Here is a 16907-nt window from a genome sequence, read left to right on the forward strand (position 1 = left end):
GAACCATGAAGGACGGGAAAACCGCGAGCCCTGCGCCGGCGATGCCGGATGTTGCGGATATGGAACGGGCCTTCATCGTGTCCTCGTCGCATCTGGCGGTGCCGGGCAACGAGGATCTGAGCGAATTCGAATTTGCCCTGACTGTCGTGAACCATGCGTTTCATCGCTGGATGTCTCGGGGGATGGCGGCCGCGGGTCTGCCGGATCTCTCGGCGCTCGATACGCTTATTCTGCACAGCGTCAATCACCGGAACCGGGAGAAGAGCATCTCGGACCTGATGTTCACCCTCAACCTGTCCGAGCGGCATTACCTGAACTACGCCATGAAGAAGCTCGACGAACTCGCGCTGATCCAGCGCGAACGCCGGGGCAAGGAGGTTTTTGTCAGCACGACACAGAAAGGGCGCGACGTCTGCCTCGAATATGCGCGTCTGCGTCGGATCTGCCTGCTGGAGCATATTCCCCAGAATCGGGAAGTCGGGGACGTCACCATTGCAGAGGTCGCTAAAGCGTTGCGTGTCCTGACGGGATTTTACGAGCAGGCGTCGCGGTCCGCCGCGTCTCTCTGAACGCAGCGTCTCAGCCACCCGGGTGAATCCGGAAGAGCACGTCGTGATAGCCCACGACGCCGCCATCTCCGATCAACGCGGAGCCGAGCGTGCCGTCTGCCGTGGCCGTAACGGGCAGGCGGAGGGGGCCTGCCTCGACAAATCCCACGATCTCGCCGGAGCGAACGGAGTGGTTTGCGCCCAGACCGTTTGAGCGGAACACGCCCATCTCGGGGCTGGGAACGGGCGTGTTTTCTGCTTTTGTGCGTGAGGCGACAGGGTGCGCCGGAGGCGTCTGACCGGGGTTCTCCGACAGTGCCAGGGCAAGCGCGCCTGTCTCGTTTTTCAGAGAAACATAACGGACATCGTGATGTCTCATCCGGCCAACCAGTTCGGGAAGGTCGTTCAGAAGGTCTTCAAGAAAAGTCATGATCCGGACTTTCGCATGAGGGCTTCGAGGTAATGCACGCTGACGCTGCCTTCGCGCACGCCGGGCTCGTTCATCAGGCGCAGATGCAGGGGCGTGGTGGTGGCGATGCCGGTGATTTGCATTTCCGAAAGGGCGGCATGCATGCGGTTGAGGGCATCCGTGCGGTCCGTGCCGTGGACGATCAGCTTGGCGATCAGGGAGTCGTAATTCGGGGGCACGACATAGCCGTCATAGAGATGCGTATCGATACGGACGCCGGGGCCACCGGGTGCGCGCCAGTGCGTGACTTTTCCGGGGGCCGGGCGAAAGCTTTCGGGGTCTTCGGCGTTGATGCGGCACTCGATGGCGTGGCCTTGCGTGAGGATGTCGGCCTGGGTGAAGGAGAGGGGTTCTCCCATTGCGATCAGGAGCTGCTCGCGCACAATGTCGATACCGGTCGTCATTTCCGTGACGGGGTGCTCGACCTGAAGGCGGGTGTTCATCTCGATGAAGGAAAACGCGCCGTCTTCGTACAGGAACTCAAAGGTGCCCGCGCCGGTATAGCCCATCAGGGTGCAGGCGTTTGCACATCGCTCGCCAAGCTCGGCGATGGCCTGCGGGTCGATGCCGATGGCCGGGGCTTCCTCGACCAGCTTCTGGTGGCGGCGCTGGATGGAGCAGTCCCGGGCGCCGAGCCAGACGGCATTGCCCTGCCGATCGGCGAGAACCTGGATTTCGATATGGCGGGGGTGCTGGAGGAACCGTTCGGCGTACACGGACGGATTGCCGAAGGCGCGTCCGGCTTCTTCGCGAGCCGTTTCGATGGCGTCGCGGAGGTCTGCTGCGGTCATGACCACGCGCATGCCGCGCCCGCCGCCGCCGCCTGCTGCCTTGACGATCAGCGGATAGCCGATGGCGTCGCAGATCGTCTGGGCTTCGGACCGGTTGGTCGGTAGGGCGTCGTCGGTTCCGGGCAGGCAGGGCACGCCGGAGCGGCGCATCTGCTGCTTGGCGCTGATCTTGTCGCCCATCAGGCGCATGATGGCGGCGGTTGGGCCTGCCAGCGTGCGGCCGGACTGTTCCACAGCCTCGGCGAAATCAGCATTTTCGGACAGGAAGCCGTAGCCGGGGTGGATGATGTCGGTGTTCGTGAGTTCGGCGGCGCGCAGGACGCGGGCGGCGTCCAGATAGCTCCCGGATGCTGCTGCCGGGCCGATACAGATCGTTTCATCGACGAGGCGCAGATGCGCGAGGCTGGCATCGGCTTCGGAATGGATTCCGATGCTGTGCAGGCCGAGCAGGCGGCAGGCCCGCGTGATGCGCAGGGCGATTTCGCCGCGATTGGCGATCAGGACACGGCGCGGCTGGGACACTGAAGGCTCAGGCATCGAGCGGCTCCACGGTGAAGAGCGGCGTTCCGGGGGAGACGGCGTCTGCATTCGCGGCCAGCATGGCGACGATCCGGCAGGGGAACTCGGCCTCGATGCGCGAGAGCGTTTTCATGACTTCGAGAATAAAGAGCGGCTGTCCTTCCGCCACGATGTCGCCCGGCTTGACGAAAGGCGGCGCATCCGGGGCCGGGGAGGCGTAGAACTGGCCGTGCATGGGGGCGTCGATCGTGGTTTCGGTTTTGGTGGCCGCCGGGAGTGTTTCGACGACCGGAAGTGCGGGAGCCACGACCGGCGGTGTGGGGGCAGTGTCCTGTGCGCCGCGCACCAGACGGATGTGCTCGCCGTCGCGGGAATAGTCGAGTTCGGTAATGCCCAGCGCCTGCATCCGGGCCATCAGGGCGTCGAGGATCTTGAGATCGGGGATCATGGGGCGGTTGGCTTTCCGGTCTGCTTCAGGTCAGGGGGCGCAACGTGATGCCCGCGGCTTCGAAGCCCGCGCGGACCTTGCGGGCGACATCCACGGACTCCGCGTTGTCCCCATGCACGCAGATCGTATCAATGCGGGTCGGCAGCATTTTGCCGGAGATGGTTTCGATGGCACCGGCCTGCACCATGCGCACGGCGCGGGCCGCCGCGAAATCGGCATCATGCAGGACCGCACCCGGTTCCTTGCGCGAGACGAGATGTCCGTCTTCCGTATAGGCGCGGTCCGCGAAGATTTCCGAGAATACGGTCAGGCCCCGCTCGCGTCCGATGCGGTCCAGATGGCTCAGGGCGATGGCCATGATGGGGAGGTTCGGATCGACCGCCTTGACGGCATTGACGATGGCTTCGGCAACGGCGGGGTCGCGTTCAGTCAGGTTGCCCAGCGCACCATGGGTTTTCATGTAGGTCATGCGGTGGCCGGAATAGGTGGCGAGGGCCTGGGCCGCGCCCATCTGATAGGCCACGATCCGTTCGATCTGGGCGGGGGTGAAGGGCATGACGCGGCGTCCGAAGCCCCACAGGTCCGGGAAGCCGGGATGGGAGCCGACGGAGACGCCTTTTTCGCGTGCGATGCGGAAGGTCTCGGCCATGACTTCCGGGTCGCCGCCGTGAAAGCCGCAGGCGACGTTAGCAGAGGTCACGATGTCCAGCATCGCGCTGTCATTGCCCATTGTGTAATGGCCGAAGCTCTCGCCCAGATCGGCGTTCAGGTCGATGGTTTTGGCGGTCATGGTTTGGAACTCCCGGACATGAAATAACAGGGCATCAGAAAACGAGCTGTGTGCGGAGTGTGGCAATTTCGGTGGCAAGGCGCTTCAGATCCGCAGCTTCCTGCCGGATGATCTGCACCGCCTCATTGCGTGTGATGGTTTCGAAATGGACGGGCGCGCCGACGACTGTCTGGGACAGCAGGCGCAGGTCCGGCGCGATGACGGTGGCGATCTTGGGATAGCCGCCGCAGGTATTGGCATCCATCATCTGGATGATCGGCTGGCCCGCGGGCGGCACCTGAACGGTTCCGGGCAGGATGCCGTGGGAAAACAGGCTGAGCGGCCGTGAGAGTTTCAAGGCGTTCTGCCCTTCCAGCCGATAGCCCATGCGGTTTGCGCTGGGGGTCAAGGTCCAGGAAGCGGCGTGAAAGGTTTTCAGGCTTTCAGGCGTGAAGACCTCGTGTTCGGCGGCAGGAAGGACGCGAATCCGAGTGCCGTCTGCGTGGGGAAGCGGGCAGGGGCGCGTGAGGCCGTAGCCTGCGGCGGGCAGGCACAGTGTGGAGGCTGCGAGGCAGGAAAGGCGGTCGCCTTTCTGAAGGGCGCGCCCCTCAAGGCCGCCGAAGCCGCCTTTGAGATCCGTCGAGCGCGCGCCCAGAACCGGGGGCACGTCCAGACCGCCGCGGAATGTCAGATAGGCGCGGGCGCCCTGTTCCGGAGCGCGGAGCGTCAGGGTCTGGCCGGGTCTGGCGGTGATGGCCCAGTCGCGCGGGAGTTTCAGATCGTCGAGCGTGGCGGGGCAGACGGCACCGGTGACGGCAAAGGATGTCTCGGTATGAAAACGCACGCGGAAGGGGAAAAACACGATCTCAATCCCGGCAGCGTCCAGCGGATTGTCGAGAAGCAGGTTTCCGTGGCTCAGGGCCAGACGGTCCATCCCGCCGCCCTGCGCCACGCCCATGGCCATGGCGTGAGGGCGGCCGAAATCCTGAATGGTGTTGAGGGAGGAGCCGGTCAGGATTTCGATCATGAGGCCCTCACGAAACGGACGGTGTCGCCCAGCCGCAGCAGGCCGGGCTCGGGACGGAAGGCGTCGAACAGGCACAGATCCGTCCGGCCGAGGATATGCCAGCCCGACGGCGAGGTGCAGGGCATCATGCCCGCGTGGCCGCCGCCGATGACCACAGCCCCTTCCTCTACCCGCAGACGCGGGGAGTCGCGGCGGGGGATGGCCAGACGCGAGTCCAGTCCGGTCAGGTACACGAAACCCGCCATGGCGCCGATGGCGGCGACGCTGTAGCGACCGGCCATGTGGGCGTCGATGGTTTCCTCTTCTGTCAGGTTGGCGAAGCGGGCAACGAGCGCCAGATCTTCGCCGAATGCCCCGCCATAGACGACCGGCACCACGATCTCGCGGGACGGCACCTCTTCGGCGGAGGCCTGTGTCCAGACGGTTCGGAGCAGCTCTTCCATGGCGGAAGGGTCAGTCTGTACGGCGTCGAACGTGACGAGAAGGTTGTTGACGCCGGGGATTGTCTGGAGGACGTCAGGCCGGGTGTTCAGTTCGCGGCTGGTGGCCCAGATGCGGCGCTGTGTCGTGTCGCTAAACGGGCCGTTGGCTGCGTCCAGCAGGAGGCCGCCCGCGCCTGCCATGTGAATACGGGTCATACAGTCTGATCCGGCTGGGAGCGACCATGGAACGGCCGCCGGGGAAGGAGAGCAGCGGCCAGCGCGCCGCACAGGATGATGATGCCTGTGATGTAGAAAACGCCGTGGAAATTGCCGGTGGCCTGAAGCAGGTATCCCGTCATGACCGGGGCCAGAATGCCGAGGCCGTTGGAGAATGTCAGGGTCAGGCCGGTCACGGAACCGAGGATTTCGTCTTCCACCAGCAGGTCCGCCAGAAGGGCCATGTTGGCCCCCGTTCCGCCTGCCATGAAGGCCATGGAGACGGCGAGGAGCGGAATGATGGTCGTGGCCGTTCCGCAGAGCGGCAGAAATCCCATGGAGGAGGCCAGTATGAGATACAGGCACACGACCTTGCGGCGTCCTCCCAGAGAAAGGTTTGATCCGCGAACGAGCGTTTCGCCAACCTTTCCTGCCGTGATCGAGAGGATGGCTGCGCCGACATAGCAATAGGCCGTATAGGCTCCGGACTGTTCGGTGCCGAGATGCAGAGTTTGGCGCATGATGATCGGCAGCCAGGACATCAGCAAGAAGTTGGCATAATTGGCGCAGCATTGCGCAATTACGATGCCCCAGAACGCCGAGGAGCGGAACAGGGTCGGCACCGAGATCAGGGAAAAGGATGTTGCCTGTGTGCCGCGTGCGGGGCGCGGGTGGGTCAGGAGCCAGACCACGGACCAGACCAGCCCGAGCGCGCCGAGCAGCGAAAACGCCGGGCGCCAGCCGTAATGGGCAATCAGCCACCCGCCCGAGGCGGCGCCGCAGGCCAGCCCGATGGGGATGCCGCAGATAAAGGCGGTCATCATCAGGCCACGTTCGTGTAGCGGTGCCCAGGCCCGGACGACCTTGTTGCCGAGTGCGAAGGTGGGGGCTTCTCCGACGCCCAGCAGGATGCGGGTGGCGATGAAGGCCGGGACAGTGGCGGTCAGGCTACCAAGGATCATGGCGAGCGACCACAGGGCCACGGCGGCCGCACCGATGATCCGCACGCCGAAGCGGTCCAGCAGGATCGCGCTGGGCAGGTTGAGGATGAAGTAGGACCAGAGGAAGCTGGAGAGGACCCAGCCTGTCTCCCCCGGTGTAAGGGCGAATTCATGGGCGATCTGGGGCATGCCCACGGACAGGGCGGCCCGGTCTCCGTAGCAGATCACGCACATGGCGATGGTGAGGGCGTATATGACGAACCGGAAAGGCCGGCGATCTTCTGGAACTGTCTGCAAGAAACTGCGCCTCTTTCCGTTCGCGTTCAGAATGTCAGTCCGGTCTGGATATAGTACATGCCACCGTTGAAGCCGTAAGGTGAGTAGTAGGCATATTTGTATTCGTTAAAGAGCGGCGCTGCGGTCGCCTTGGGAACGCGGGTCGGGTATTTGTTGCCCAGGTTGTTCGCGCCGACCGTAACGCTCCATTTTGGCAGGATCTTGTAGCTGACGGACATGTTGGTCAGGAAAGCCGGGCGCTGTTCCATCGGAGCGGCAGTCGGGCTGGCGAGGAAGATGATGGAGCCGTAGCGCTGTTCCTGCACCATGACGTTCCACTTGCCGTAATTCCAGTTGACCGTGAGGTTTTCGCGGTTCTTGGGCGCGGAGTGCAGAAGCATTTCTTCGGCATAGGTGTTGAACGTGGACAGGCCCATGTTCGCCAATACAGTGGGTGTCTTGTTGCGGCTGCGGATTTCGTTGTCGGAGTAATTGAACGTGAAGTCGAAGCGGAACGTTCCGGCGCGTTTGGTATGCAGGGTGTAGTTGGTGTCGATATCGCCACCATAGGTCTGGGTGTTGACGGGGTTTGTGTAATAGGAGGCGTAGGTGACGTTGTTCAGGCCAGACGCCTCGAGAATGTCGGCCACACCTGCGCCGCCGAGGGTCGTGGTGCTGGCCAGACGGTCGTTGATGGCGATGTAATACAGGTTTGCGGTGACGTTCCAGTTCTTGAGGGGCGTGGCGTCGATACCGATGCTATAGTTGCGGGAATATTCGCCCTTGATATGGCCCGCGCCGAGCGCCTTTGCGGCGGCGCTGCTGTTTGGAAGCTGGTCCACGGCGTAGTTGGCGAAGGGGGCGTTATAGAAATAATAGGTCTGGCCCAGTGTTGGGGGGCGATAACCGGTGTTGATGCTGGCGCGGATGGCCCAGTGTTTGTTGAAGTTGTAGCGTGTTCCGATCGAACCGGTCGTGACGGTGGCGAGATGGTTGTAGCTCGTGGCGCGGCCACCGAGGGACCATTCCCATTTTTTCGTAACGTAGAAATCGAGGTTGACGTTGCCGTCGTAGATGTCGCGTCCGCGATTGGTGACGGCGAGCGGGACGTTACCGGCATGGTCGGTTGCGCCGAGGCCGATCCATGAGGCTTCCTCGCCTTCTGTCATCTGGAAGGTGTCACGGCGATATTCGCCGCCAAAGCGCAGGGCAATCGGCTTGGGGAGCCATGACGTGTTGAAGAAGCGTGAGCCGCGCAGGCCGGTCGAAAGCTCTGAAGTGATGGTTTTGCCGTCATAAAAATCGCGCGGGCTGGCATCGCCGAGAGATATATTGTTGCTGTCGAGGGTCGAATAGGCCTGATCGTCACGACCGTAATTGACGTAGGCGTCCCAGGCGAAGCCGAATTTATGCGCCTTGATGCCGTTGTCTGTTTCGAAATCGTACTGGTCCATGCCGATATAGGGCTGTGCGCCATTGGGCCAGAGATTGATGTTGGTTAGGCTGTTTCCGGCACTGCGGTAGGTTTCGGCCACATGAGCCTTGCGGTGGCTGAAAGTCGAAGTGCTGTAGAGGCTGAGGTTTTCGTTCAGCGGGATCGCCATGTTTTCGCTGATGGTTTCCAGCGTCGATTTCGGGATGCCGAGGCCGCGCTGCACATCACGACTGGCTGTTTCGTTGCGGGAATCCCCGACCGGATAGAGTTGTCCGACGAAAAGGCCGCTGCGGTTAGTCGGAAGCTGGTGAGTAACCTGCGCCGCCAGATCGAGATAGCCACCGTTTTTGCCAAGTGCCGTGGCCCAATCCGCATAACCGTTCAGCGCCTGCCCGTCACCGGCGTAAAAGCCGCTGTTTTGGAAATTGATGGAGCCACCATGCGTGCGCTGCTTGAGGACGATATTGACCGCACCTGCTAAAGCATCCTGACCGTAGAGCGCGGTCGCGCCTTCGGTAATGACTTCGATATGATCGATTGCCGAAATCGGGATCAGGGAGATGTCGGTGGGTTCGGTGCCCCAGTTCGGACCGGCATTGGCGTTGAAATTCGCACCGATATGGCGGCGGTGTCCATTGACGAGGATCAGCGTATCGTCGGCGGACTGGCCACGAAGCTGCATGGTCTGGATGAAGCCGCTGTTTCCGACACCGGACTGCGGCGGGGACGTAATGGATGCGGAAGCCTGGGCCAGTGCCTGCATGACGTTTGTCTGGCCTGTGGCCAGAAGCTGCGCGCCCGAAACGACCGTGACCTGCGAGGTGCTGTGAACCGGTGTCGAGGGGTTCATGACGGATTGGCCGGTAGAGGCCGTCCCGGTGACGTGCATCTCTTCGGGATCGGATCTTGAAATGATGGATGTTTTGCGAGAGGAGGGTCTTGCAGAGGTGGGAGTGGCGGCCCGTGTAGGCGAGGTTGTGACCCGTTTGTGCGTAGAATGTGTCTGCGTCGTCACTTTGGTGGACGTGGCCTGGGCGGTTGGACAGAGCGAAACGAGCGAGCTCAAGGCAGCGCCACACATCAGGAAAGCCTTGGGTCCAAAACACTTGCTCATGGGCATCCCCTTTGCCAGCCGGTGTTGGCTGGCCATTCGAAATATATGCTTTTCATGAACAAATCACACACATAACGAAACGACAACTAAAATGTTTTTATTAAGGAACAAATTCTCTTTTTCTGCCGCTTTGCTAGGCGAATCTGATTGATTTGACCGAGCGCCTGAGGCTGAGGCCTGTTCGACGAAAAGACAGCATCGCTTGAACGGACAAAAAAAATGAGTAAAAACTGGAGCGAGAGAAAATTTTTTTGTCTGTCGAGTCGTGATTCCCGAACTTAGAACATTTGTCGTTGCTGCCCGGACGGAGAGCTTTGCCGCGACCGCCAAGGCGATCGGGGTGACGCAATCGGCAATCAGTGCCCAGATTCGTCGGCTTGAAGAAGAGTTTGGCTACGATCTTTTTGAGCGCACAGGCAGGTCGGTGACTCTGACGGCAGCGGGGAGTCGTATCTTATGTCAGGTCGAAGATATCCTTTCGGCTTTTGAGGCGCTTCGGGGGGCCTCGCATCTCAAGCCAGAAACCGAACTGTTGCGGGTGGGCGCTATTTCAACCGCTCAGACCAGCTTGCTTGCCCCTGCTATTGCGGGGTTGCATCTTGAGCTTCTGGATCTGAAAGTACGGATTGTTCCAGGGACTTCCATGAGTTTGCTGGATCGTCTGGATGCGGGAGAGCTGGATGCTGCGCTGATCGTCCGGCCACCTTTTGGGTTGATGCCATACATGCAGTGGCATCCTGTCGTGCAACAGGACTATGTCATGGTCGTCCCTGCTCATGTCGAAGGCGCAGACTGGCGACAGATCCTCGAAGGCCAGCCTTTTATTCGCTATGACAGCCGTTCTTTTGGGGGGCGTACGCTGGATCGATTTCTCAGGACGCAGGGGCTTTCTCCCCATGAGGTCATCGAGACTGAAGATCTTCATACAATTCTGCAGATGGTCGCCAATAATATGGGGTGTTCGATTGTTCCCTATATCTTTGCGGTTAGTGTTGTGCCGAATATCCGTATCTTGCCTCTGGGAGACCAGAAGATCGTGCGGGATGTCGGTGTGATGACCTTACGCGGCCGAATGACGGAGGGCTGCAAGGCTCTGATCCGGTATCTGGAAGAGGCATCCCGCAGCAATATGCCTCATCAGTAGTTTCGGATGTTATGAAGAGCCTTCAGGCTGTTGCACGCCATAGAAGGATCGGCGCATTATCGGTTCCTGCTTGTTGGAAGTCGGTTCCGAAAGACCTAGACAAAGTGGCAAATGTTTCCAGAATATTTCGCCCTTCCTCGCCGTGGGCCAGGGAGGGCACTCCGCGTCTGTGGGCAGCCAGGCCCAGGCCGAGTGTGATCGGATGGATTTCGAGACTTTCGAGCTTTCCGTTCTGATAAGTGCAGATCGGCATGATGGTTTCCCAGAAACGTTTTTCGGCGGGAAAACCTTTCGCATCGTTGTTGCTGCGAGCTTTATAAAGCTGATGAGGTGTTAGCTCCGGACTTACGCGGTTCGCCATATAGGATTCGATCGGGAGGCGCTCCACGAGTTCATTCTGTCCTATAAAATTACCCAGACTGTAAAAGATCGGTTTGCCATTATGAATTTCGAGGCCCCGCAACAGATGTGGTCCGTGACAAGCAACGATATCCGCACCGGCGTCGATTGCCTGACGGGCTGCGGTTACGAGAAAATCGGCCGGAATTTCTACGTCCAGTTCTCCGTTGGCGTTATATCCGCTTTCATGCGCGTGAATGCTCAGAATGACCGTATCGGAAACCATCCGTGCTTCTGTGATCCAGCGATGCAGGGCCTGTGTGTCCGTCGGGTTCGGGGTGGTGCTGACTTTCGTTTCCTGACCGACCTGAAAATTCAGGTTTTCGAAGGCGAGAACCCCCTCGGGGGCGGGAAAGGCGAAACCAAGCTGGATTTTGTCGTCCTTGACCCGCTGTAATCCGAGCTTCCGGTAGATCTCCCTCAGGGATGTCATGTCATCGGCAGAGACGTGGTGCATCGTGTTGTAGCGTAGCGGATTGATGCCGGGGCGTCCCTGCATCGCGCTCGTCTGCATGGCTGCTTCCTGCCCTCTGGCGAAGGTGGAGGTGCAGGACAGCATGGAGACCGTACCTGCAGGATGCGTAAAATAGGCGGGGCGTCTGGCATCTTCCAGATGAAGGCCGATCCCGGCATGATGCAGATTTCGGCGGTTGAGCTCGTCCAACGTCTTGCGCAGACCAGAGATACTGTAATCTAGCGAGTGGTTTGTTGCCGCTGCAAAAAGGTCGAAACCGGCCTCTTTCAGGTCATCCAGAACCCGGGATGAGGCGCCAAAATGCGTGCCGCCCATATCAAGGGCTGGATCACCCACGAAATCGTTCGGTACCAGTTCGAGATTGGTGAACGAAACATCGCAGGCGCGGATCATGTCGAAAAGGGGCGACAGTCCGGGGTCAGTGCGGCTGTTGAGTTGCCGAAAGAGAATACTGTCACCCGTCAGGCAAATCTTCATCAGGCGGTCCGGAACATCAGTTGAAAAATTGATGCTTTGGGAAAAGCATTTCTATGCCGGTATGGTTATCGAAGATGCATGAGGTGTCCAGTTTCAGGAGGCTCTTTTCGGTGATGGTTTTCCTATCTTCACGATATGAGAAAACCGGGCTTCTCACGGAGCCAGGCAGCTCTGGCGGCTCTTACGACGTGGTCAGAGGTTTCTGAAGGATTTCGAGCAGGCGGTTGAACAGGCTGAGACGCGGGGAGTTCCGTTGGATCAGAAAGCCCAGATTTCGGCAGGGAGCCGGGGCCGGAAGCGGGATTTTTTTTAGATGGACGCCCGCGGGCCAAGGACGTGCCCAGTCAGGGACGAGCGAGACGCCTGTTCCCTGACTGACGATGATGGCAATGGCGTCCAGTGAGTCGAGTTCAAGGCGTTCATGGGGCCATATCCCTGACTTTCGAAGATATTCGTCAGCAAGACGACCGCCCCACTGCATCCGGTCATAGCGGATCAGGGGATGATTCCGAAGAATTTCGTGGGGGTCTGTTTCCTGAAGAACTGCCGGAGCCAGGACGACCAGAGGCTCAGATCGCAAAGTCTGCCAGACTAGTGTTTTTGGAATTTCAAAAGGGGGCTCCACGATGAAGGCAGCGTCGATATTTCCTTCCAGAACCGCGTTATGCAGCCCGGATGAAGAGCCTGGAGTAATATGCAGCTCGATTTCGGGGAAACATTCGAAAAAACGTTTCAGATAAGGGGGGAGGAGGCCATTCGCCGCACTTGATATCGCGCCGATCCTGAGGGTCCCGACAGGCTTGTCACTCGCAGCAATGGCGCAGAGATCCCGGACGCTCGTAATGATCGCTCGGCTCTGTTCGAGGATGGCTAGCCCTTGTTCTGTAGGACGGACGTTCCGCCCGACACGCTGGACAATCGGACAGCCTATTTCGTCTTCGAGCGCGCGGATCCGTTGGGCAACGCTGGCAGGGGTAAGACGGAGCTGACGTGCTGCACCCGCAAGCGAACCCTGTTCGATAACGATCAGGAAACTTTCGAGGAAGCGTGTGTCCATGAGTAGGTCTCCGAAGGGTCTGTCAGGGCAGTGTAACGTAGCGAAAGAGATCAGACATCGGATTTACCTTCTTCTGAAGTCATATATTCGCATGATTGTTACGCCGACGAATATGATATCAGCGGATTTTTCCAGAAAAGTCATGGTGTAGTCATGGTTAATCCGTTTCATCTCGCATTCCCGGTCGACGACCTTGCAGCCGCTCGAACCTTTTACGGAACTGTTCTAGGGTGTGCAGAGGGGCGGAGTACGGAAACCTGGATCGATTTCGATCTTTATGGACATCAAATCGTTACGCACCTGGTTCCTGATGCCTGTCACGGTGGGAGTGAAGGTGGAGCGGGGGCCGTGGACGGTCATAACGTGCCTATCCCGCATTTCGGTGTTGTTCTTGACATGGAAGACTGGAAGGCTCTGGCGGAGCGTGTTCGCGGTCATGGCATTCCTTTTGGAATGGAGCCACAGATCCGTTTTGCGGGGCTGCTGGGCGAGCAGGCGACGATGTTTTTCTGCGATCCCGCAGGAAATGCGTTGGAATTCAAAGCTTTCGCCAACATGAAACAACTTTTCGCCAAGCAGTAAAGGGTTGCCTATGTTCTGTTCTAGTCAACCCGAGATAAACAGCGTGACCGCGCCTGTGGTGGATGTCGATCTCGGACATCATCTTTTCAGTCGTTTGTATGAGATCGGTTTTGACGGCCGTGGCATGACGCGACCGTCTTACGGAAGGGAAGAAAATCTCGCCCATGACCTGTTCATGGAGGTGGCAGGGCAATACGGATTGGAGGTGCGTCGTGATTGGGCTTCCAATCTTTACTTGACGCTTCCCGGCCGTGACCGGACCCTTCCTGTCGTCATGACGGGGTCGCATCTCGATACTGTTCCATGTGGCGGAAATTTCGATGGAGCGGCGGGGGCAGTGGCTGGTCTTCTCGTGCTCTGTGCTTGGGTCAAAGCGGGTTTTCGGCCGGAACGGGATACGACACTGATCGTGACACGTGCAGAAGAAAGCGTCTGGTTTCCTTTGTCCTATCTGGGAAGCCGAACGGCTTTCGGGCTGCTTGAGCCTTCCGCGCTCGAAACTCCGCGAAGCGACGATGGTCTGAGCCTGAGGCATCACATGCAGGACTGTGGCGCCAGTCCCGACCTGTGCGGAAAAGCATCGGTTCTGGATGCCACGAAAATCGACTGTTTTGTCGAACTGCATATCGAACAGGGGCCTGTTCTTTTGGAAGCGGACGTTCCGGTAGGGATCGTGACAGGAATTTGCGGGAGCTCGCGGTATCGTTCGGCTGTTATTCATGGTCAGTATGCCCATTCCGGGGCGACGCCGCGTCGTTTCCGTTCAGACGCCGTGATGGCCGGGGCCAGCATGATGACTGCTCTGCACGATGCCTGGAAACAGGCGGAAGCTGACGGAGAAGAGATGACTCTGACGTTTGGCGTCTGCCGGACCGACGAGGCGCAAGCAAATTTTGCAGCGGTTCCCGGGAAGTTGGATCTCGTGATTGATATCCGTTCCCGGGACGAAGCGCTTCTTGAGCGGATCAACGGGTTGGTTATCCAACAGGCGCGTCGTGTTGAACAGGATTATCACGTCCGTGTGGAGCTTGGGCCGAGGACCTGTAGTACACCTGCCGTCATGAATGCAGATTTGCAGGCGGACGCAAGAATCCTTGCAACCTCGCTGAACATTCCCGTCGTTTCGATGTCAAGCGGTGCCGGGCATGATGCGGCGATATTTGCCTTGCAAAATGTCCCGACGGAAATGCTCTTTGTGCGCAATAGCAACGGAAGTCATAATCCAGACGAAAGCATGGAGATGAATGACTTCATGGAGGGGGTCCGTCTGCTGGAATGCCTTCTGCGCAAGCGGGCAGTATCTGTGTCCTGAATCCTTTGAGGCCATGCATTCAGGATTGCATAGAAGGGTTGCAACGCCGAACACGACAAAATATTCATGGATATTCTCAGATTTTCTGAGAATGCACGAGTGCCTCGGAATCTAGTTATCCAGCTAAAAGCAGATTGCCATAAAGCGAGGTGGTCCTCATCAAAGTCTGTTGATAGTCTTGGAGAACTGAACGATAATTGCGCTCGTATTTCTGCAGTTCTTGATACTCGACGAGGCGATTTAAAATTCGAAGATATCGTTAAAGGCATGGGAACAGATTACGCCTCTGATGCCGCCTGCAAGCTCGCGAGGGCGCAAGCGGCATATCGCCGTCGATACCAACGGCCCCTTGCTGATGGTGCACCTGACGCCCGCGGATATTTCCGACAGCGCCGGCGGACAGATGATCCTGGATGCAACCCGCAAACGCTGGTCGTGGGTGAAGCACCTGTTCGCCGACGGCGCCTACGACAGGGCGATGCTCATGGACAAGGCAGCGTTCCTGGACTTCAGCGTCGAGATCATCTGGCGCTCGGCAGGCGCAAAAGGCTTCGAGGTTCTGCCCTGCCGCTGGGTCGTCGAGCGGACCCTCGGCTGTATGATCCGCTGGCGACGTCTCGTGCGGCATTACGAGCAGCGTGTCGATGTCTCCGAGGCCATGATCCATATGGTCATGGGCAGCCTCATGCTACGCAGAAACGCCCATCCGTGAATTTCCAAAAAGGCTCTAACGGGGATCGGAAAAATTTCGTTTTTTAAAGAGGTTTTGTGATAAATCAGTAAACCGAAAAATTTTCTATATTATCTTCGAGAAGCGGGGTCGATCTAAGTGTTATTTGAATAATATCATAATATAATTAAGAAAACAAAAAATATTAAAAAATTTATATATAAATACGGAGTCATTGAATTGATAAAAAATAAAATTACTTCCGGTATGGTATTATCATTTATTTTATCAGGATGTGCGACATCGGCGTTGGACACAGCACCCCTCAGCCCTGATCAGCCGTGGCAACCTAATGTCACTGCTGGAGGTGTGATCATTCCAGGAAAAGAAAAAAAACTATCTAAACTCTCTTTGCCCGCAAAATATACGCTTCCTTCAAATCCGAATGCGGTCATTCAGGGGGAAGCGCTGCTACTTAATGATCAAAAAAAATCTTCTTATACTCTGGCCGAATTAATTGATGTTGCACAATCCTCTAATCCTCAGACAAGAAAAGCATGGAATACTGCGCGGGATGCTGCTTTGGCTGTTGGGATTATTAAAAGTACATATCTTCCCACTTTGACAGCAACTGTTGTGGGGGGCTGGTCACGGGCAAGGAGTCAAACGACGGAAGCGTCTTTGGATTCAGATGATTATGGGTCGATTGGTATTAATGGCAATCCAAGGCGAAACAGCTCCGGTTCTGCGGAGGTACAAACATTAGGGTTGCGCTGGTTATTATTTGATTTTGGTCGAAGAGAATCGCTGATCAGTGCTGCGCGCCAGGCTCAGTTGGCAACCAATGTTCTTTTCACGGGGGTGCATCAGAAAATCATTTATGGTGTTACAACTGCTTTCTATACGCATGCTGCGGCCTCAACTCGCGTGCAACTCTTACAAACATCTCTTGAAAATGCAGAACATGTGCAAGCCGCAGCAGAAGCTAGGCTGAAACAGGGGCAAGGAACAATCATGGATGTCACGCAGGCGCGACAGGTGACCGCACAGGTCAATCTGCGTCTTGTGCAAGCTCAAGGAGAAGAACAGAATACTTATCTGGCGTTACTCAATAATATGGGAGTTTCGACGGCATCCCGTATCAATCTTGAAGATGTGTCTGGCCGTTCCTTGTCTTTGGAAGATGTACGTTTAAGTGATGAGGTCGTTAAAACTGCGGTTGGACGGCGTCCGGATGTATTGGCTGCTTATGCAGCAATGCGTTCTGCTCAGAGTCGTATTTCTGCGGCGCGTGCAGCATTTCTTCCCAGCATTTTTATGACAGGCAACGTCGCGTATTCAACGGGCAAAACCAATCTGACCTCTATACCGAGTGCCAGCGACAGTGTATCCCCGACACTTAATCTTTCAGGAAACCGTTTCAGCACGTTAATTCTTGGCGGCATCAGCGTTCCTATTTTTGACGGTGGCTTGCGTTCTGCCATTGTCAAACGCGCACAAGATCAGGAAGACAGCGCAGAAGCCACCCTTCGGCAGACAGTCAATGGCGCCGTCCAGCAGATTGTTTTGGCGGAGAATGCTCTTCATACAAGTCTGCAAGCCTATGAGGCCGCATCCAAACTCCGGGTGGCGTCGCAAACAAATTTTGATGCAGCTTTATTGTCATATCGATCGGGAACAGGGTCGGTGACACAGACAGAGTTGGCGCAGAATGGACTTCTTGATGCTAATCTCAGTCGTTCAGACGCTTATTATGCTGCTTTGATCGCGGCTGCCGGACTGGCCTTTGGAACGGGTTCTTTGGGTTAAAGGCGCC

15 protein-coding genes and 1 pseudogene are annotated in these 16907 nt (G+C 57.9%); 6 read left to right on the top strand and 10 right to left on the bottom strand.

The window, feature by feature from the left end:
• Positions 1–5: 5 nt before the first annotated feature.
• Entirely contained in the window at positions 6–569 is a 564-nt protein-coding gene (locus GKO01_RS12740; RefSeq protein ID WP_099287350.1) for a winged helix DNA-binding protein, read from the top strand.
• 10 nt (positions 570–579) lie between these two features.
• Here GKO01_RS12740 and GKO01_RS12745 read toward each other — a convergent pair whose 3' ends face one another.
• The 8 genes from GKO01_RS12745 to GKO01_RS12780 are packed head-to-tail and all read right to left on the bottom strand — an operon-like array spanning position 580 to position 8975.
• Complete coding sequence (locus tag GKO01_RS12745) at positions 580–978, bottom strand: hypothetical protein (RefSeq protein ID WP_099287351.1); 399 nt, start codon at positions 976–978, stop codon at positions 580–582.
• Positions 975–2345, bottom strand: a complete 1371-nt coding sequence (gene accC / locus GKO01_RS12750; RefSeq protein ID WP_099287352.1) for an acetyl-CoA carboxylase biotin carboxylase subunit — start codon at positions 2343–2345, stop codon at positions 975–977. The genes GKO01_RS12745 and accC overlap by 4 nt, the downstream gene beginning before the upstream one ends.
• Positions 2338–2775 carry an acetyl-CoA carboxylase biotin carboxyl carrier protein gene (locus GKO01_RS12755; RefSeq protein ID WP_099287353.1) on the bottom strand — a complete coding sequence of 146 codons (438 nt, stop codon included), beginning with the start codon at positions 2773–2775 and terminating at the stop codon, positions 2338–2340. The genes accC and GKO01_RS12755 overlap by 8 nt, the downstream gene beginning before the upstream one ends.
• 25 nt (positions 2776–2800) lie before the next feature.
• A complete protein-coding gene (locus GKO01_RS12760) occupies positions 2801–3565 on the bottom strand; it encodes a LamB/YcsF family protein (RefSeq protein ID WP_099287354.1) in 765 nt (254 codons plus the stop codon).
• A gap of 34 nt (positions 3566–3599) precedes the next feature.
• Positions 3600–4571, bottom strand: coding sequence for a 5-oxoprolinase subunit C family protein (locus GKO01_RS12765; protein ID WP_099287355.1), 972 nt, complete (start codon positions 4569–4571; stop codon positions 3600–3602).
• Entirely contained in the window at positions 4568–5209 is a 642-nt protein-coding gene (gene pxpB / locus GKO01_RS12770; RefSeq protein WP_099287356.1) for a 5-oxoprolinase subunit PxpB, read from the bottom strand. The genes GKO01_RS12765 and pxpB overlap by 4 nt, the downstream gene beginning before the upstream one ends.
• On the bottom strand, positions 5206–6447 hold the full coding sequence (locus tag GKO01_RS12775; protein ID WP_099287357.1) for an MFS transporter: 1242 nt from the start codon (positions 6445–6447) through the stop codon (positions 5206–5208). The genes pxpB and GKO01_RS12775 overlap by 4 nt, the downstream gene beginning before the upstream one ends.
• Positions 6448–6473: 26 nt before the next feature.
• Positions 6474–8975 carry a TonB-dependent receptor plug domain-containing protein gene (locus tag GKO01_RS12780; RefSeq protein ID WP_099287377.1) on the bottom strand — a complete coding sequence of 834 codons (2502 nt, stop codon included), beginning with the start codon at positions 8973–8975 and terminating at the stop codon, positions 6474–6476.
• A gap of 265 nt (positions 8976–9240) precedes the next feature.
• Here GKO01_RS12780 and GKO01_RS12785 point away from each other — a divergent pair, with 265 nt between their 5' ends.
• Positions 9241–10119: a LysR family transcriptional regulator gene (locus GKO01_RS12785; RefSeq protein ID WP_099287358.1), complete on the top strand. Its 879-nt coding sequence runs from the start codon at positions 9241–9243 to the stop codon at positions 10117–10119.
• 22 nt (positions 10120–10141) lie between these two features.
• Here GKO01_RS12785 and GKO01_RS12790 read toward each other — a convergent pair whose 3' ends face one another.
• Together GKO01_RS12790 and GKO01_RS12795 are read right to left on the bottom strand one after the other, a co-directional pair.
• A complete protein-coding gene (locus GKO01_RS12790) occupies positions 10142–11470 on the bottom strand; it encodes a CapA family protein (protein WP_099287359.1) in 1329 nt (442 codons plus the stop codon).
• 181 nt (positions 11471–11651) lie between these two features.
• Positions 11652–12527, bottom strand: a complete 876-nt coding sequence (locus GKO01_RS12795) for a LysR family transcriptional regulator (protein WP_099287360.1) — start codon at positions 12525–12527, stop codon at positions 11652–11654.
• A gap of 153 nt (positions 12528–12680) precedes the next feature.
• On the opposite strand from GKO01_RS12795, the gene GKO01_RS12800 reads away from it, so the two are divergent.
• From GKO01_RS12800 to GKO01_RS12815, 4 genes and pseudogenes are all read left to right on the top strand, one after another.
• Positions 12681–13109, top strand: coding sequence for a VOC family protein (locus tag GKO01_RS12800; protein ID WP_099287361.1), 429 nt, complete (start codon positions 12681–12683; stop codon positions 13107–13109).
• A gap of 43 nt (positions 13110–13152) precedes the next feature.
• On the top strand, positions 13153–14421 hold the full coding sequence (locus tag GKO01_RS12805) for a Zn-dependent hydrolase (protein ID WP_244901465.1): 1269 nt from the start codon (positions 13153–13155) through the stop codon (positions 14419–14421).
• Between the two features lie 310 nt (positions 14422–14731).
• Positions 14732–15133 (top strand): annotated as a pseudogene (locus tag GKO01_RS12810) (transposase); the annotation flags it as partial.
• A 225-nt stretch (positions 15134–15358) separates the two neighbouring features.
• The gene (locus GKO01_RS12815; RefSeq protein WP_099287363.1) at positions 15359–16900 is read left to right on the top strand and encodes a TolC family protein; all 1542 of its coding nucleotides are present in this window, start codon (positions 15359–15361) and stop codon (positions 16898–16900) included.
• The last annotated feature ends 7 nt before the right edge of the window (positions 16901–16907 follow it).

The organism is Gluconobacter kondonii, assembly GCF_002723995.1.
In the GTDB taxonomy this organism is placed as follows: domain Bacteria; phylum Pseudomonadota; class Alphaproteobacteria; order Acetobacterales; family Acetobacteraceae; genus Gluconobacter; species Gluconobacter kondonii.

What these genes read in the sequence shown, in the direction of transcription:
- GKO01_RS12740 (WP_099287350.1), top strand. Translation starts at nt 6, where the DNA reads ATGAAGGACGGGAAAACCGCGAGCCCTGCGCCGGCGATGCCGGATGTT.
- GKO01_RS12745 (WP_099287351.1), bottom strand. Translation starts at nt 978, where the DNA reads ATGACTTTTCTTGAAGACCTTCTGAACGACCTTCCCGAACTGGTTGGC.
- accC (WP_099287352.1), bottom strand. Translation starts at nt 2,345, where the DNA reads ATGCCTGAGCCTTCAGTGTCCCAGCCGCGCCGTGTCCTGATCGCCAAT.
- GKO01_RS12755 (WP_099287353.1), bottom strand. Translation starts at nt 2,775, where the DNA reads ATGATCCCCGATCTCAAGATCCTCGACGCCCTGATGGCCCGGATGCAG.
- GKO01_RS12760 (WP_099287354.1), bottom strand. Translation starts at nt 3,565, where the DNA reads ATGACCGCCAAAACCATCGACCTGAACGCCGATCTGGGCGAGAGCTTC.
- GKO01_RS12765 (WP_099287355.1), bottom strand. Translation starts at nt 4,571, where the DNA reads ATGATCGAAATCCTGACCGGCTCCTCCCTCAACACCATTCAGGATTTC.
- pxpB (WP_099287356.1), bottom strand. Translation starts at nt 5,209, where the DNA reads ATGACCCGTATTCACATGGCAGGCGCGGGCGGCCTCCTGCTGGACGCA.
- GKO01_RS12780 (WP_099287377.1), bottom strand. Translation starts at nt 8,975, where the DNA reads ATGAGCAAGTGTTTTGGACCCAAGGCTTTCCTGATGTGTGGCGCTGCC.
- GKO01_RS12790 (WP_099287359.1), bottom strand. Translation starts at nt 11,470, where the DNA reads ATGAAGATTTGCCTGACGGGTGACAGTATTCTCTTTCGGCAACTCAAC.
- GKO01_RS12795 (WP_099287360.1), bottom strand. Translation starts at nt 12,527, where the DNA reads ATGGACACACGCTTCCTCGAAAGTTTCCTGATCGTTATCGAACAGGGT.
- GKO01_RS12800 (WP_099287361.1), top strand. Translation starts at nt 12,681, where the DNA reads ATGGTTAATCCGTTTCATCTCGCATTCCCGGTCGACGACCTTGCAGCC.
- GKO01_RS12815 (WP_099287363.1), top strand. Translation starts at nt 15,359, where the DNA reads ATGGTATTATCATTTATTTTATCAGGATGTGCGACATCGGCGTTGGAC.